The sequence below is a fragment of the Akkermansia muciniphila genome, from assembly GCF_040616545.1.
GTDB classification, from domain to species: Bacteria; Verrucomicrobiota; Verrucomicrobiia; order Verrucomicrobiales; family Akkermansiaceae; genus Akkermansia; species Akkermansia muciniphila_E.
Window position 1 is genome coordinate 1,636,085 of sequence record NZ_CP156688.1, and the last position, 15,254, is coordinate 1,651,338.

Annotated in this window: 16 protein-coding genes and 1 tRNA gene; 12 read left to right on the forward strand and 5 right to left on the reverse strand. The window is 59.5% G+C overall.

Annotated features, from left to right (window positions below; genetic code table 11):
• The first annotated feature begins 40 nt into the window (after nt 1–40).
• The 3 genes from ABGM91_RS06705 to ABGM91_RS06715 all read left to right on the forward strand — a co-directional run bounded on the left by ABGM91_RS06705 (nt 41) and on the right by ABGM91_RS06715 (nt 1,306).
• The gene (locus ABGM91_RS06705) at nt 41–856 is read left to right on the forward strand and encodes a hypothetical protein (RefSeq protein ID WP_215429649.1); all 816 of its coding nucleotides are present in this window, start codon (nt 41–43) and stop codon (nt 854–856) included.
• A gap of 72 nt (nt 857–928) precedes the next feature.
• On the forward strand, nt 929–1,135 hold the full coding sequence (locus ABGM91_RS06710) for a hypothetical protein (RefSeq protein WP_215429647.1): 207 nt from the start codon (nt 929–931) through the stop codon (nt 1,133–1,135).
• Between the two features lie 82 nt (nt 1,136–1,217).
• A tRNA-Ser gene (locus tag ABGM91_RS06715) sits at nt 1,218–1,306 on the forward strand.
• Nucleotides 1,307–1,394: 88 nt separating this feature from the next.
• Here ABGM91_RS06715 and radC read toward each other — a convergent pair.
• The 3 genes from radC to infA form a co-directional block, all read right to left on the reverse strand.
• Nucleotides 1,395–2,135: a DNA repair protein RadC gene (gene radC, locus ABGM91_RS06720; RefSeq protein ID WP_290566678.1), complete on the reverse strand. Its 741-nt coding sequence runs from the start codon at nt 2,133–2,135 to the stop codon at nt 1,395–1,397.
• 1 nt (nt 2,136) lies between these two features.
• The gene (locus ABGM91_RS06725) at nt 2,137–3,627 is read right to left on the reverse strand and encodes an NAD(P)H-hydrate dehydratase (protein WP_354830721.1); all 1,491 of its coding nucleotides are present in this window, start codon (nt 3,625–3,627) and stop codon (nt 2,137–2,139) included.
• Between the two features lie 94 nt (nt 3,628–3,721).
• Nucleotides 3,722–3,922 (reverse strand): translation initiation factor IF-1, encoded by a 201-nt coding sequence (infA, locus tag ABGM91_RS06730; RefSeq protein ID WP_031930865.1) that lies wholly within the window; start codon nt 3,920–3,922, stop codon nt 3,722–3,724.
• A 578-nt stretch (nt 3,923–4,500) separates the two neighbouring features.
• Here infA and rplM point away from each other — a divergent pair.
• From rplM to ABGM91_RS06745, 3 genes are all read left to right on the forward strand, one after another.
• Nucleotides 4,501–4,929, forward strand: a complete 429-nt coding sequence (gene rplM / locus ABGM91_RS06735) for a 50S ribosomal protein L13 (protein ID WP_102715472.1) — start codon at nt 4,501–4,503, stop codon at nt 4,927–4,929.
• Between the two features lie 15 nt (nt 4,930–4,944).
• Nucleotides 4,945–5,340 (forward strand): 30S ribosomal protein S9, encoded by a 396-nt coding sequence (rpsI, locus tag ABGM91_RS06740; protein WP_215429641.1) that lies wholly within the window; start codon nt 4,945–4,947, stop codon nt 5,338–5,340.
• A gap of 117 nt (nt 5,341–5,457) precedes the next feature.
• Nucleotides 5,458–5,868 (forward strand): hypothetical protein, encoded by a 411-nt coding sequence (locus tag ABGM91_RS06745; protein ID WP_354830725.1) that lies wholly within the window; start codon nt 5,458–5,460, stop codon nt 5,866–5,868.
• Nucleotides 5,869–5,882: 14 nt separating this feature from the next.
• On the opposite strand, the gene ABGM91_RS06750 is transcribed toward ABGM91_RS06745, so the two are convergent.
• Both ABGM91_RS06750 and ABGM91_RS06755 read right to left on the reverse strand, forming a co-directional pair.
• Nucleotides 5,883–6,320, reverse strand: a complete 438-nt coding sequence (locus tag ABGM91_RS06750; RefSeq protein WP_215429637.1) for a 23S rRNA (pseudouridine(1915)-N(3))-methyltransferase RlmH — start codon at nt 6,318–6,320, stop codon at nt 5,883–5,885.
• A gap of 6 nt (nt 6,321–6,326) precedes the next feature.
• On the reverse strand, nt 6,327–7,895 hold the full coding sequence (locus tag ABGM91_RS06755) for an excinuclease ABC subunit UvrC (protein WP_354830728.1): 1,569 nt from the start codon (nt 7,893–7,895) through the stop codon (nt 6,327–6,329).
• Between the two features lie 112 nt (nt 7,896–8,007).
• On the opposite strand from ABGM91_RS06755, the gene ABGM91_RS06760 reads away from it, so the two are divergent.
• Genes ABGM91_RS06760 through ispF form a run of 6 tightly spaced genes read left to right on the forward strand, consistent with a single transcriptional unit; the run spans nt 8,008 to nt 14,844 of the window.
• On the forward strand, nt 8,008–8,790 hold the full coding sequence (locus ABGM91_RS06760; protein ID WP_102715481.1) for a MotA/TolQ/ExbB proton channel family protein: 783 nt from the start codon (nt 8,008–8,010) through the stop codon (nt 8,788–8,790).
• 36 nt (nt 8,791–8,826) lie between these two features.
• Nucleotides 8,827–9,273 (forward strand): biopolymer transporter ExbD, encoded by a 447-nt coding sequence (locus ABGM91_RS06765; protein ID WP_102715483.1) that lies wholly within the window; start codon nt 8,827–8,829, stop codon nt 9,271–9,273.
• Nucleotides 9,270–11,702 (forward strand): tetratricopeptide repeat protein, encoded by a 2,433-nt coding sequence (locus ABGM91_RS06770; RefSeq protein WP_354830731.1) that lies wholly within the window; start codon nt 9,270–9,272, stop codon nt 11,700–11,702. The genes ABGM91_RS06765 and ABGM91_RS06770 overlap by 4 nt, the downstream gene beginning before the upstream one ends.
• Nucleotides 11,703–11,725: 23 nt before the next feature.
• Entirely contained in the window at nt 11,726–13,516 is a 1,791-nt protein-coding gene (locus tag ABGM91_RS06775; RefSeq protein WP_354830733.1) for a transglycosylase domain-containing protein, read from the forward strand.
• Between the two features lie 33 nt (nt 13,517–13,549).
• Entirely contained in the window at nt 13,550–14,314 is a 765-nt protein-coding gene (locus tag ABGM91_RS06780) for an inositol monophosphatase family protein (protein ID WP_290566686.1), read from the forward strand.
• 20 nt (nt 14,315–14,334) lie between these two features.
• The gene (gene ispF / locus ABGM91_RS06785) at nt 14,335–14,844 is read left to right on the forward strand and encodes a 2-C-methyl-D-erythritol 2,4-cyclodiphosphate synthase (protein WP_354830735.1); all 510 of its coding nucleotides are present in this window, start codon (nt 14,335–14,337) and stop codon (nt 14,842–14,844) included.
• The last annotated feature ends 410 nt before the right edge of the window (nt 14,845–15,254 follow it).

Here is a 15,254-nt window from a genome sequence, read left to right on the forward strand (position 1 = left end):
CCGGTTCAATACACTCCATACACTCTCACATACACACACAATGAAAACTGTCTTAGTAGTTTTATTGATTCTTGCAGCAGGTGCGGGCGCCTGGTTCTCCGGTCTCAGCGGCCTCTTCGGCATCAATGGCCAGTACCAGGACTTCAAGGAAATGATCACGTACCGCAAGGTTCTGGACAAGGAAATCCGGAATTGGACGGGATTGCGCAATGACATGATCAAGAACCGCGGTCTGGCTGCGGAAGAAAACCTGAGCCTGACCTCCACCAAGGCTTCCGTGACGCAGCAGCGTGACGAACAGCTCTCCAAGGAAACGGAACTGAAGGAAGAGGAAGTCCAGCTGAATGCGGACCTGTCCAAGATCAACAAGCAGATGGATGAACTTAAGGCCAAACTGAACGACTTTGGCGTTTCCAGCGTGCAGGAAATCCAGGCGAAGATGGAATCCATGGAAGCCTCCAACAAAAAGCTTCAGGAAGACATTGACCAGATCAAGAGCGCCACGGAAGTGGCCGCCAAGAAGCGCGCCGAACAGGCTACCGAACTGGCCGGACGCCAGAAGGAACAGGCTGAATACCGCGCCGCCCTCGCCAAGAATGGGGATGAATACCCCGTTCTGTCCGTGGACCCGCAGTGGGGCTTTGTGGTGATTGGCGCCGGACAGGGCAGCAACATTGACCCGAACACGATCCTGCTTGTCACCCGTGACGGCCGCAGCATCGGCAAATTGAAGGTGACTTCCCTGGAAAAGAACCAGACGGTGGCTGACATCGTCAAGGATACCGTGCCTGCCGGCATGAGCATCCAGCCCGGCGACATGGTGCAGCTCCTGCGCCCCGTACAGTCCGCCAAATAAGGTTCTGCCGCGTATTTTCCTTGAACCCCGCTGTGCCCTCCGGCATAGTGGGGTTCAACTTTTTAAAAGGAAATGATGAAACGATTCACAGGTTCTCTTTTGCTTGCGTCCTTCTCCCTTCTTCTTGTCTCTTCCTGCTCCTGGCTGATGGAGCCGAAGGAACACGAACGCATTCCGCAGCCGCCCCCCGGAGAGACAAAGAGCGCTCTCCCCCACAACAAGACTCAGAAATTCGAGGCGGAAGCCACCCTCGGACCGCTGGCTTCTCCACGACGCTAAAAGCGTTCAAATGACGGTTGGCTGGGATTCTGTTCTTTACAGCGCCCGGCAAACCGGATACAACGCTCCCCGATTTCCAAGCGGAGAGATGGCTGAGCTGGTCTAAGGCACTCGACTCGAAATCGAACGTAGGGCAACCTACCGTGGGTTCGAATCCCACTCTCTCCGCCACTTTTTTAACGGAAGCCCGTCCTTGAGACGGGCTTTTTTGTCCCTCGGTGCGTGGAGCATCCACCCGGGAAATACGGAGGAAGGTTATTCAATGATAGAGGGGGCGTCCTTTGACGGCTTCCTTGAGCCGTTCCCCGTTGGGATGGTTGTAGCTGTAGTAGTTCCTGGATGCCATTTCAGTGGGTTTCCCGATGATGATATGGTCCAGGAAACGGACGCCGAGAAGCTTGGAGCATTCCCGGACGCGTTCTGTCAGGAGGTCGTCCGTGCGGCTGGGAGCGGGATTCCCGCTGGGGTGGTTGTGCGCCAGGATGAAGCCGTAGGCGTTATGGATGACGGAGGGGCGCAGGATGTCGCGCGGGTGGGCAATGGATTCGTTCAGGGTGCCGCTGGAGATTTCCACAGGCTTGATGAGGCTGCATTTGGTATCCAGCAGCAGAACGAGCACGGTTTCCCTGTCTCTCCAGCGCATCGCGGTGGTCAGATAGTCATAAACATCTTCAGGCGTTTGGATGGGGCGCCGCATCATCGTTTCCCGGAGGGCCCGCGCGCCCAGTTCAAAGGCGGCGCTCAGCGTGGCCGCTTTCGCCATGCCTATTCCCTTGCAGATGTCCGCTATTTCCGCGGCGTCCATGTGGGCCAGGGCATCCAGGGAACCTGCGGACTGGATCAGGTCCGAGGATATGTCCAGCACGTTTTTCCCCTTGATGCCCATCCGCAGGAAGATCGCCAGCAGTTCCGCATTGCTGAGGCTGTGCCTTCCCTGGCGCAGCAGTTTTTCCCTCGGCAGGGATTGGGAAGGGAGGTCCTGGAGTTTGCGGTAGGCCATGTCAGTAGCAGAGGCGTGCGGTGGATAGGATGGCGGCGGGCAGATGGCGCAGCGTATCTCCTGCCGTCAGGGTTTGCTGGGTGGAGTCCCCGGAGGAGATGGCCATCTCGGAAGCACGGCCGCACAGGTACGTTCCCAGGACGGCGGAGACCAGCAGGGATTCTCCCTGTGCCAGAAAGCCGCCGCAGACGCCCGCCAGTACGTCTCCCTGGCCGGCGGTAGCCATGCCGGGGCCTCCGGTGATGTTGTAAAAGAGGGGTTTCCCCCGCTGAGTGACGATGGTGCGCGCTCCCTTGTAGATCAGGGCCGCTTCATGCTCCTCCAGGAAGCAGTCCGCAATGTCCGCCCGGATGGCGCAGCTGTCCGCGTCCGGTAGAAGGCGGCGTATCTCTCCATGGTGCGGAGTAGCCAGAATGTGTTCTCCCAGTTTCCATTGCAGGGCCGCCGCCAGGTTCAGGCCGTCCGCATCCAGAACGGCGGGAGTGCCGGTTTCCAGAATGAGGCGGATGGCTTCCGCGTCTTCCTCCGATACGGAGCCGATGCCGGGACCGATGAGAAAGGCGCTGAATGTCCGGAGGGAGACGTCCGCATAGCTGTCCACGGGCCTGACCATGATTTCCGGCGGCATGGACGGCGCAATGAGGAGATAGGCATTACGGTGGACGTACAGCGTCACCAGCCCGGCTCCGGCACGGAGGGCGGCTTCACAGCACAGCCTGGCGGCTCCCAGCATCCCTTCCGAGCCGGCAATGACGCCAATGTGCCCGCGTTTGTTCTTATAGTCCGTATAAGGCCTTGCAGAGAGGAATTTGGTAAGCCGGGAAGAGGTGATGAGTTCCGTGGCGGGCAGAGCCTGCACATGGAGTCCCGGAAGGTCAATGCAGGCCAGGCGCCCTGCGTGCAGGGTGGCGTCATCATCCAGCAGCCCCTGCTTGACGGCTCCTATGCACATGGTGAAATCCGCCTCCACGGCATTTTCCTGGGGCATTCCCGTATCCGGGTCAATTCCCGTGGGGATGTCGATTGCCACGGTGCGCACGGCTCCGCAGCGGTTCCGCAGGTAATTCATTTCCGCACAGAGGGCGGAGATTTCCTGGCGGAGCAGCCCCCTGGCGCCAATACCCAGCAGCCCGTCCAGCAGGATCATGGGCTTTCCCGTGCGGGGAAGGGGGGCTTCCTGGTACTCCGGGGGCGGAGGAGAGATTTCCGCCAGTTGGCGGACGGGCAGTTCCCCCCATTCGGAACGCGGATAGGCTGCCCGGAGTCCAATTTCCCAGCCGTGCTGTTTCAGGATATTGAGGACGGTGAGGGCGTCCCCGGCATTGTTGCCTTTTCCTACATAGGCTACGCAAAGACCGGGAATGGGAAAGAACTGCATCACGGCTTCCGCAATGCCGGCGGAGGCCTGTTTCATGAGGGTTCTGGCCGGCGTTCCGCTGACGATGAGCTCGCGTTCCGCAATCTGCATATTTTCCGTGGAGCAAACTTTCATGGCGCGTTGGTGGAGTCAGTCCGCACTTTACGCTAAAAAACCTTCTCCGGCAAGCCGGAGAAGGTTTTTCGCAAAAGGAGTGAATCCGGAACGGTTAACCGATGCGGAAGGTGATGCGCGCCTTGGTCATGTCATAGGGAGACATTTCCATGCGGACCTTGTCGCCTACCACGATTTTGATGAAACGCTTGCGCATCTTGCCGGAGATATGGGCCAGCACTTCGTGCCCGTTGGGCAGGCGCACCTTGAACATGGTGCCTGCCAGCACGGCGCAGATGGTGCCTTCCACTTCAATTTCACTTTCGGAGTTTTCCTCCTTGGGCGCTGATTTGCTGAAGTGCCTTCTGCCCTTGTGGCGTCCGCCTCCCTGCGGGCGCGGGCGGTTCGGTCCGCCTCCGGGGCGCGGTCCCCCGCCTGTTCTGGCTCCTCCCGGACCTGCGGACTGTCCGGCCGGGCGTGCCGGGCCGGTGCCGCTCCCTGCGGGCCGGGGCTGTCCGGGACGGCTGCCGTTGCCGGCCGGTCTTGTGCTGCTGCCTGCCGGCCTGGGGCCGGGGCGGGAATTCTGGCCGCCGCTGGGGCGGTTGCTGGGTCTTGGATTCGGGCTGATAGGATTCTCCTTGTAAGGTTAAAATGAACGCGCGTGTACGAATTTTCGCGCAGGCGAATAATAGGCCATATTTTCACGAGGGCAAGCCCTGAATGTGAAAACGCCGCAATTAAGCCGCGATTCTCCGGGCAGAGGGGGAAAAAGCCTTCAAAAGGGGAGTAATAGAGAAAAAGTATTTGACATTTACGTGAATAATCATTAGGAATGCGCCCCCGAATTGGAAGATTACGGCAGGATGCCGAAAACCGAGAACGAAGAATTGAACCATGAAGACCTTCTCAGCCAAACCGCAAGAAGTAGAGCGCAAATGGTATGTTATTGACGCTGCCGACAAGGTGCTCGGCCGTGTTGCCGTTGAAGCGGCTAACATTTTGCGTGGCAAGAACAAGACAATTTTCACCCCCCACGTTGATTGTGGCGACTTTGTCATTATCGTAAACGCGGACAAGGTGGTGCTGACCGGCAACAAGGAAAACGCCAAGATTTACACCCGTTTCTCCGGCTACGTCGGCGGCAAGCAGGTGGATACTCCCCGGAAAATCCGTGCCCGTCGCCCCGAACTTCTTCTGGAACTGGCCGTCAAGGGCATGGTGCCCCACACCCGCCTGGGCCGTCAGCAAATGTCCAAGCTGAAGGTTTACGCCGGCGCCGGCCATCCGCATGAAGCCCAGCAGCCCACCGCCATCACTCTCTAACCGATTTTTCCAGACATGAGTCAGACAACCCCATTCAACGCCACCGGCCGTCGCAAGACCGCCATTGCACACGCTTGGCTTACTGAAGGTACCGGCCGCATCACGATCAACCGCCGCGGTTTTGAAGAATACCTTCCCACCGTCCAGTTGCAGAACGCCGTTCTCCAACCCTTCCAGGTGACCAACACCATGAACAAATTTGACGTGAACGTCGTCACCAAGGGCGGCGGCATTCACGGCCAGGTGGGCGCCATCCGCATGGCGATCGCCCGCGCCCTGGTCCAGGTTGATGAAGCCTCCCGCGCCCAGCTGCGTGAATTCGGTCTCCTGACCCGTGATTCCCGCATGAAGGAACGTAAAAAGCCCGGCCGCCCCGGCGCCCGCAAGCGTTACCAGTTCTCCAAGCGCTAAGCTTGGCTGGCTGCGAAGGAACTGGCTTTACCATTTCTTTCTCGGAAAAGGAGTGCTCCCTGCGGAGTACTCCTTTTTCGTTGCAGGGGAGGCTGCTTGCTGTTATGAAGGAGCATCATGACGCCAGAGCCTCAGGAAGACGCTGTTACGGAACCTTCCCCGGAAGAAGAAAAAACAACAAGGTTTCTTTTTCCGCTTGTCCCCTTGCTGGGCACGCCGCTCCTGCTGTTGCTGGGCTCCCTTTTGAGGCATTCCCATTACGCCGGTTTTAACGCTCCCAAGGTGGTCAAATACGGACCGGGTTCCGCTTTTTTCCAGTTTGCAGGCGTGGCCCTGTATTTCTACCTTGCTTACGCAGCTTTTAAAAAAGGCCTTCCCGGCTGGGGCTGGATGTTTGGCTCCCTGGCAGTGGCGTTCAATCCTTTTCCCGCGTTTTCCACGGGAATCGTGGGTGACTCTACGGCATGGGGGCTGGCTGTAGTCGTGGCCATCATCGTCATGGTGAAGGCCTTGATTGACCGGGAGTGACGGAATATTGAATCTTACCGGTGGTAAGGCGTCCCCGCCAGGATGGTGTGGCAGCGGTAGAGCTGCTCCAGCAGCACGACGAGCGCCAGCTCATGCTGGAGGGTGAATTTGCTCAACGCCAGGATATGGTCACACCGTGAGCGCAGTTCCTCCGTGTGGCCGTCTGACGCGCCGATGAGGAACGCGATGCGGCGTACGGAACGCATCTGCCAGTCCCTCGCCAGCTTGACCAGCTTTTCCGTGGTCCAGAGCTCTCCGCGTTCGTCCATGGCAATGCGCAGGCACCCCTCGCTGGCGGCCAGCAGTCGTTCGGAAACGTCCCTGGAGCTTCCGTCCCTGACGAGTTTGAGTTCCGCCTTGCCGAACGGCTTGAGGCGGTTGAGATAAAGTTCCACGCCTTCCCGGGCGTAGTTCAGGGCCGGCTTGCCTGCGGCCAGAATCAGGAATTGCATGTGAGGTCAGGCGTTGGGTGATGAGTTGAGATAGTCCAGCAAATTGCGGGCCCAGGTTTCCGAGATGCCGCGGATGGCGGCAATGGAGGCGGGGTCCGCTTTTCTGATGGCGGCCACGGATTTGAATTTTTCCAGCAGCAGGCTTTTTTTGGACGCGCTCATGCCCGGGGCGTCGTCCAGGGCGCTTTCCCTCATGCGTTTCCGGTAAAGCAGCTCGTTGTACCCGTTGGCAAACCGGTGGGCTTCGTCGCGGATGCGCTGCATGAGCTTGAGGGCTCCGGTACTGTGCGGCAGGCACAGGGGCTGTGACTGGTGGGGGAAGAAGATTTCCTCCCGCTGCTTGGCCAGGCCCACGATGGGCATGTCCCCCAGGCCGATGGCCTCCAGGTCCGCCAGGGCGGAGGAAAGCTGGCCCTTGCCGCCGTCCACCACCACCAGGTCCGGAACCTTGATGGGGGCTTTCCCTTCCGCGCTGAGTTTCTTGAGCCACCGGTACAGGCTCATGCCTGCGGGCCGTGACGCTACGGCCTCGCTTTCCGCCAGAATGCGGGAATAGCGCCGCCGGATGACTTCCGACATGGAGGCAAAGTCGTTTTGGCCGTCTACGGTGCGGATGCGGTAGCGGCGGTAGGCCTTGTTGTCCGGCCTGCCATTGGTGAACCGCACCATGGAGGCTACGATGTGGTTGGAGGAGACGTTGGAAATGTCAAAGCATTCCATAATGGAGGGGGGCTCTTCCAGCCCCAGGGCCAGGCCCAGTTCCTTCATGTCCTCCACCGGGCGCACGGTGCCGGGCAGGTTGGGCGTTCCCTTCTGGAACCTCCGCGCGGGCTCCAGCACCTTGACCAGGTTGTCCCGGATGTCCCGCAGGTAGGCGGCGCGTTCAAAATCCAGCTCGTCGGAGGCCTGCATCATCTCCCGGGTCAATTCGTCCAGGGTGCTTTTTTTGCCCGTTCCTTCCAGCAGGCGCACCGCCTGGTCGAAGTTCCGGTTGTAGTCGCTGAGGGAAATGCGGCCTACACACGGAGCGGAGCAGTTGCGTATTACGTCCGCATGGCAGTGCCTGAAGTCGTTGAGGCCGGGATTCTTGACCTTGCAGGTACGCAGCCGGAAGTGCCTGTTAAGCCATTCCTGCGTGGCGTACAGCGCCTGGGAATGGACAAAGGGGCCGAAGTAGCGCGCGCCGTCATCCTTCCTCACCCTCGCCAGTTGGAAGCGCGGCATTTTCTCCCCCTTGGGTATCTTCAGCAGGGGGTAGCGCTTGTCATCCTTCATCTGGATGTTGTAATGCGGGCGGTACTGCTTGATGAGCTTGCTTTCCAGCAGAAAAGCCTCCTGGTCGTTCCTGGTTTCAAAGTAGTCGAATGACGCAATAGCATTGATGAGCGCCCGTGTCTTGTGGTTGGAGAGGGTGGCTCCCGTAGGGGAAAAGTAGTTGCCCAGGCGGCGGTGGAGGTCCTTCGCCTTGCCTACGTAAATAGTATTCCCCAGGGCGTCTTTCATGATGTAAACGCCGGGTTTATGCGGGGTTTCCCTCCAGAGTTCCTTCAGGGATGGTTTTTCACGATCTGCCACGGGCGTTATTATGCCATATGCGGCAAGAAATGAAACTGCGGAAACGTACTGCATTACGGCTACTTGGCTTGCCTAGGAAGACATCTTCTGTATAATCCCCTACGTCTTTTGTATGAATCCTGTACCGTTTACCACGCTGGCTGCCGCCATGGACTTTGTGGTGGGAGATAGAAACTATCCCCTCTCCGAGCTGTTTATGAAGGGTGGCTTCATCATGTGGCCGCTGCTCCTGTTGTCCATCGCCGGAGTGGTGGTGCTGGTCATGTGCTGTTTTTCCACCCGCGCCTCCGCCGTTCTGCCTACCAAGCTGGTGGAGCAGGCGGAATCCTTCATCCGCAAGAGGGATTACACGGGGCTGTCCATCCTTTGCAAGGATGGGGACTCCTGCTACGCGCGCGTGATGCTGACGGTGGCCAGTTTCATGCTGCGCAACCCTTCCGCCCAGTTTGAAGAGGTGAGGGAAATAGCCGCTGCGGAAGGCGGGCGGCAGGCGGGCTTCCTGAGCCGCCAGATATCCTGGCTCTCGGACATCGGCGCGCTGGCCCCCATGCTCGGGCTGCTGGGGACCGTGGTCGGGATGATGAAAACCTTCTTTGAGATCGCCAACGGTGATTTCTCCGGCGGCAAGCAGCGCATTGACATGGCGGGTGGCGTGGCGGAAGCCCTGATCACCACGGCGGGCGGCCTGATGCTGGGCATTCCAGCCATCCTGGCGTATGTATACTTCCGCAGCCGGGTGCACAAGCGCGTGGGGGACCTGGAAGCCGCGGTGACGCACAGCGTTTCCGTAGTCGCCACCCAGCTCCAGAAGCCGCGTGCCGGGGCGTTCCATGAGGAGGAACTACCCAGGGTGCCCGTGGACCCCACCTCCCTGCGCGACGTGCGCGGGCTTTAACAGGAAGCGGCTCCGCTCCCAACACCGGAACAACGTATGAAATTCCATTATAAAATGCCCAATCCCATCGGGTTCCAGCTGGCTCCCATGCTGGATATTGTTTTTCTGCTGCTGGTGTTTTTCATCGTGACCCAGACGTTTGAGGACGACGAGCCGGACCTTTCCATCAACCTCCCCTCCGCGGAGACTCCCAAGCCCGGTGAAAGCGTTTCCAATGAAATTACCGTGAATATCCGGAAGGACGGCACGGTGGTCATCAACCGCCAGCCGTACACCATGCCGCAGCTGGAAGACAAGCTTCTTTCCGTCGCCCGGCTGGATAAAACCATGCTCGTCCGCATCCGCGTGGATGAAAAGGCGGAATCCGGCGTGGTGGTGCATGTGATGGACGCCTGCCTGAAGGCCGGCCTGAACAACGTTTCCTTTTCCACGCGGCCCCCGGCTCCGTCTTCCGTTAATGTTTCCAATCCCCAAGCTTCATGAAAGCGTTCCTTTTCGTCAATGCAGGTTTAATGGCCCTGGCCGCGTTTGCCGCCGCACAGGAGAACATTCCGGATGCCGCTCCCGTACCGGACGGCCCGCTGGTCGCCAATCCGGAGCAGGATACCCTGGACATGGCGGACATGCTGTACAAGCAGGCCCAGGAGCCTGCCATGAAGGGGAATCCGCAGGAACACGCCCGCCTGCTTGACCTGAGCCTGCGCAAGTATCTGGAATTTGCCCAGCGTTTCCCCCAGTCCGCCCAGGCCCCTCTGGCGGAGTACCGCGCCGCCATGTGCCTCACGGAGCTTGGAAGGAAGGCGGACGCGCATGGCCTGTTCCGCAGGCTTACCCAGACGGGCACCCCGGCTTTGGTCGCCGCTTCCGCCTACCGGCTGGCTACGGACGCTTCCGCTGCCGGGGAAACGGAAAAGGCCATCCAGTATTACCAGCTCGTGGTCCGCAATGCGGAACAGAATGATTTGAAGGTGGACGCGCAGTACCGCCTGGGGCGCCTCTTCCTCTCCAGCGGGAATCCGGAGGCCGCCGCCACCATGTTCTGCGCGGTGATGGGCAACCCGCAGGCTGACGGAAAATTCGTGCTGGTGTCCCGGATGGGGTATGCCGCCCTGTGCGCGGATACGGGCCGCCTGGGCGAGGCCTATTCCGAATACCGCAAGGTGCTGGAGACGCCCGGCGTGGATGACCGTAACCGGGGCATTGCCACCCTGCAGGCCGCCATGCTGGCTACCAAGCTGAAGAAGACCGCGGAAGCCCAGGGCCTATACGAACGGCTTTTGAAGGACGAGTCCCTGAAGGAAATGGCTCCGGAGGCCCGCATGGGGCTGCTCCTGGGACTGTACGACATGGGCAAGTACAAGGAAATCCTGTCCCAGTACGCGCAGCAGAAGGACATGAAGATGCCGACCAAGGAAGGAGAAGTACGCCTCCTGATGCTGCTGGGCCAGTCGGCCTACAAGCTGAAGGAGTACCAGAAGGCGGCGGATTTCTTCCTGGAAGCGGAAAAGGCCGTTCCCTACACGCAGGAAGCCATGCAGGCCTCCTTTTACCGCCTGATGTGCTATAATGAACTCAAGCAGAAAGACCTTCCGCAGCGCGCGCAGAGTTTCCTGAACCATTATGCCAAGGCTTTCCCGACCAGTGAGCTGCATGACCTCGTGCGCCTGATGGCCGCGGAGAATCTGTTTAACAGCAGTCCGGCGGATGCCGCCCGGTTTTACGCCAGCATTGATTTTGACAAGCTGCCTCCCAAGATGCGTGCGGACATCCTTTACAAGAGCGCTTGGGCCATCGCCCAGGCCGGGAACCGGGAAGCGGCCGCCACGCTGTTGACGGATTTCATCAGCAAGTACCCGCAGGACCCCCGCATTTGCGAGGCGCTGACTCTGCGCGGAGACATGTATGCCAAGACCAGGAAGGAGGCGGAAGCCCTGATGGACTTTGACCGGGTGATCGCGCGCTGGCCCAAGGAGGAATCCGCCGCCGCCGCATGGCAGCGTGCGGCCCAGATTTACGCGGGACGCCAGGATATGGTGAACATGGCGAAGTACTATGAAGGCCTGATCCAGAACTTCCCGAAGGCGTCCCCCGCCGCGCTGGCGGAAGCCCACTTCCTGCTGGGCCGCGCGGCGTTTGACCAGGGGGATTTCAAATCCTCCATCAGCCACATGGCGGAAGCCAAGACGCTGGACCCCCAGAAATACGGAGAACAGGTGAACGTGCTTTCCGTCCTGTCCTACCACAAGCTCCAGGACGTGAAAAAATTGAAGGAAGCCCTGGAAACCCTCCAGAAGGAGAACCCCTCAGCCGTAGCCCGCGTGCCGGACGTCATTCCCGCGTGGCTGGGCCTTCAGGCCTATGGCATGAAGGATCTGGAAACGGCGGACAAGTACATGACCTGGGCCACCCAGAACGACCAGCTCCAGAATGTGAAGAAGGTGATCTGGCGCAATCTGGCGAAGGTGCGGCTGGCCCTCAAGAAGTATGACCGCGCCCTGGTGGCCTCCAACAATTTCCTGAAAGATGAAGACCAGCCCTACCGCCGGGCGGACGGCTTGCTGGACAAGGCTTCCATCCAGCTGGGGCTTGGCAGGTATGCGGACGCCCGGAAGACGGCGGAGGAGGCGCTGGCGCTGGGAGTGGAAGGCCCCCTGATGGCCTCCCTGAAAATCGTTCTTGGAGACATATCCTATGCGGAGAAAAAGTTTGATGAAGCGGCCAAGTATTATGGCGTCACGGCTGAATTGTTTGTCAATGACGCCGAACTGAAGCCCAAGGCCCTGTTCAAGGCGGCGGAAGCGCTGGACAAGGCCGGCCGCAAGTCGGAGGCTTCCCAGTACCGGGCGCGCCTGCAAAAGGAGTTCCCGGATTGGAAGCAGGATGAAGATTCACTGCCGCCGGACGCCCGCTAGGCGTCCGGATCATTGGAACCGGAATGGAAAACAGGCGCAAAAGATGGTATGATCTGTTCGGATTGCTCCCGCGCAATCTGGGACGCATGCTGCTGTGGCTGGGGCTCATTCCCATTGCGTTCGTCATCGTTCTGCTCGTGTACGCCTGGAGAGCGGACCAGTATGAACTGGACGAAGTGCTGGCACCGCTGGAAAATTGCGCCGCTTATGACCGCAACGGCCAGTGGATAGGCACCCTGACGGACCATGACCGGGTGTACGTGGCCCGCAATGAACTGCCGGACAATCTGGTGAATGCCTTCATTGCACGGGAGGATGAAGCCTTTTTCGATCACGGTGGCATCGTGTACTCCTCCATTATCCGCTCCATCTGCCGGAACCTCACCACGCTGTCCTATGCGCAGGGAGCGTCCACCATCACGATGCAACTGGCGCGGAACTGTTATGAACTGGGGGGAAAGACCCTGGACCGCAAGATTCTGGAAATGGCCGTGGCGCGCCGCATTGAAGGCAAGTATTCCAAGGATGAAATTCTGACGGCCTACCTGAACCGCATTTACTTTGGCCAGCAGTGCTACGGCATCGCCCAGGCGGCTGACCTGTACTTCGGTAAAAAAGTGGCGGATCTCACGCTGGCGGAGTGCGCCACGCTGGCCGGGCTGGTACGCGGGCCGTCCATTTACAACCCCGTTTACAGCCCGGACGCGGCCGTGAAGGTGCGCAACGCCACGCTGGAAAGGATGCTGGAATGCAATTTCATCACTCAGGAGCAATTATGGCAGGCATCCCGTGAGCCGATGACGGTAGCGGGAGAGAAGGAGGCCCGGCCCGGCTCATACCCCATCCTGGTCATTTCCCGTGAATTGAGGGACATGGACTGCTGCGACGAGCAGGAGGGGACGTCCAGCATTTTTGTGATGACCACGCTGGATCTGGAAGTCCAGCGCATGGTGGAGGAAATAAGCGAGCCCCTGCTGGCGGAGCTGGAACATTCCCCCGTGTGGGCCGGACTGCCCAGGAGGGTGGACAACCAGCTAAAGAACTGCGTGCAGGCGGCCGTTCTGTGCGTGGACTCCCGCAAGGGGGACCTGCTGGCCGTGACGGGCGGACGCTCCGCCCTGGACGGCGTGGACCGGTGGCAGGCCATGGTGATGCCCGGGGACCTCTTCACCCCCATTGTCAACGTATGTGCCGTGGACCAGCGCAGAACCGTCATCCGCAGCAGTCCGGAAGTCACCGGGCGCGGGGTAGGGTTCAATACGGTGATAGAAACGGCGCAAAAAGCCGGATACAAGGTGGACCTTCCCCGTTCCCCCGACCTGTATGCCGGGAGGTTCCGCGCCCCTCTGGCGCAAGCCGTCAATGCGCTGTACCTGATCGGCAGCGACGGGCGCAACGTGCAGATCTCCTCCGTCCGGCAGGTAGGCACCACCAAGAAGAACCTGGTGATGGTGAATGCGCCCTCTCCGGAGGAAAGCCGCCGTGAAATCCTGCCGCGTGAATCAGCCCATCTGGTGGCCGCGCTGCCTCCCTTCCGTTATGACGAACGCTCCAGGAAGACATTCGTCAATGTCAGGCTGCCGGAGAACACCGGGAATTTCTCCGCCGTCATGGGGCGTTATTTTACGGTGTTCGTCTGGGTGGGCTTTGACTCCCCGGAGGAGGCCGTTTATAAAAAGAAGGGGGTGGCCGCCGCGCTGGCAAAAACCACTGCCGCGCTGGCCGGGGAAGTATATGACCGGACGGAAGAAAACCGGAGGAAAGCCGTTCAGGAACGGAAGGAGAAGGAAGCCCCTGCGGAGCAGGATTCCTGACGGAAGCAAATTTTCTACAATAGACCACATATCATGAACCACTCACCTGAAATGACCACGGCCATTCTGGCCGCCAAATCCGCCGGAGCCTTCCTGAAAAAGCATTTTTATGACAGCAAGAAGGTGGATGAAGCCAGCCAGAATGACATCAAGCTGGAGCTGGACAAGCTTTCCCAGAAACTGATTACGGAGGAAATCCTCTCCGTGTTCCCCACTCATGCCGTTCTGGGCGAGGAAGGGTATACCGGGAACCGCGACAGTGAATACGAATGGATTGTGGACCCCATTGACGGGACGGTGAATTACTTTTACACCATTCCCTGGTTCTGCGTCTCCATCGCCCTGCGCCGCCGCGGGGAAGTGGTGCTGGGCGTGATTTACGATCCCATGATGGACGAATGCTGGCATGTGGAAAAGGGAGGAATTCCGTACATGAATGACCACCCCATGCATTGCAGCCGCCGGGAACGCATGGCGGAGGCCGTGGTGTTTGTGGGGCACGGCAAGACGGACGGTTCCAAGGAAAAGGGGATTGAACGTTTTGCCAAAATAGCCTGGCAGGTGCGCAAGGTGCGCAACAACGGCTCCGCCGCGCTGGCTCTGGCGTACATTGCCTGCGGCAGGTTTGACGCCTATGTGGAAAGTGTCATTTCCATCTGGGACATCGCCGCCGGCGCTCTGCTGGTGGAGGCCGCCGGAGGAAAAGTGATTCTGGAACCCCGGGAGGATAATCCGGAACAGTTTGCCATCATCGCCTGGAACGGCCGCATCCCGATTGTGGAGGCGCTGAACGAATAACCTGAACAAACTGCCTCAGTATGAAAGACATGATTGCCCTGACCGGGCTGGGATATGATATCCACCGTTTTGCGGAAGTCCCGCGGCCCCTGATGCTGGGGGGCGTGCACATTCCTTCCGCCCGCGGGCTGGACGGCCATTCCGATGCGGACGTCCTGTGCCATGCCGTTGCAGACGCATTGCTCGGCGCGGCCGGACTGCCGGACATCGGGTACTGGTTCCCGCCGGGAGACCCCTCCTGCAAGGATATTCCTTCTCTGGAAATCGTGGCGAAGGCCGTTTCCCTGATCCGTGAGCGCGGCGGCCGCGTGGTGAATGTGGACTCCTCCCTGATTGCGGAAGCTCCCCGCATCTCTCCCTATCTGGAACAGATGAAGGAAGCCCTGGGAAGCGCCCTGGGCATTTCTCCGGCGCGCGTGGGAGTGAAAGCCACCACCAATGAGCAGCTCGGCGCCCTGGGGCGCCGGGAAGGCATAGCCGCGTTTGCCGTGGCGGCCATCTTGATGCCGGAAGATTTACCCACGCCATAACGCATCACTGCCATATTTTTGGAACCCTTCAAGCAGAAGGGGAGCATGGCTTTTTGTGCCATGGGCTGCGGGTCAGTCTGTAGAGTTTCATACGGATTATGAATCCGGGGTCAACCCACAAATTTGATGGAAAATCCCTTAATGCGAATTTACCCCGGCATTTCCGGATGCTGTGCGCGTTGGAATGAAGGATTTCAGATAACTTTGTCTGAGATAATTTCCAGAGAACTATGAGGGGGATTGGAGAAGCCGGGAGGCCCTTGTTCCCAGCAGCGCGGCCACCAAAACACAGTGGAGGAACAACATACCCACGGTTTGAACGGGCCACGACCAGCTGGGAGCGGAGGCCTCCCGGCCTTCGTACTGAAATTCCTTCCGGAGCAAAGCAGGGGTGTTCTTTTCTCTTTCTC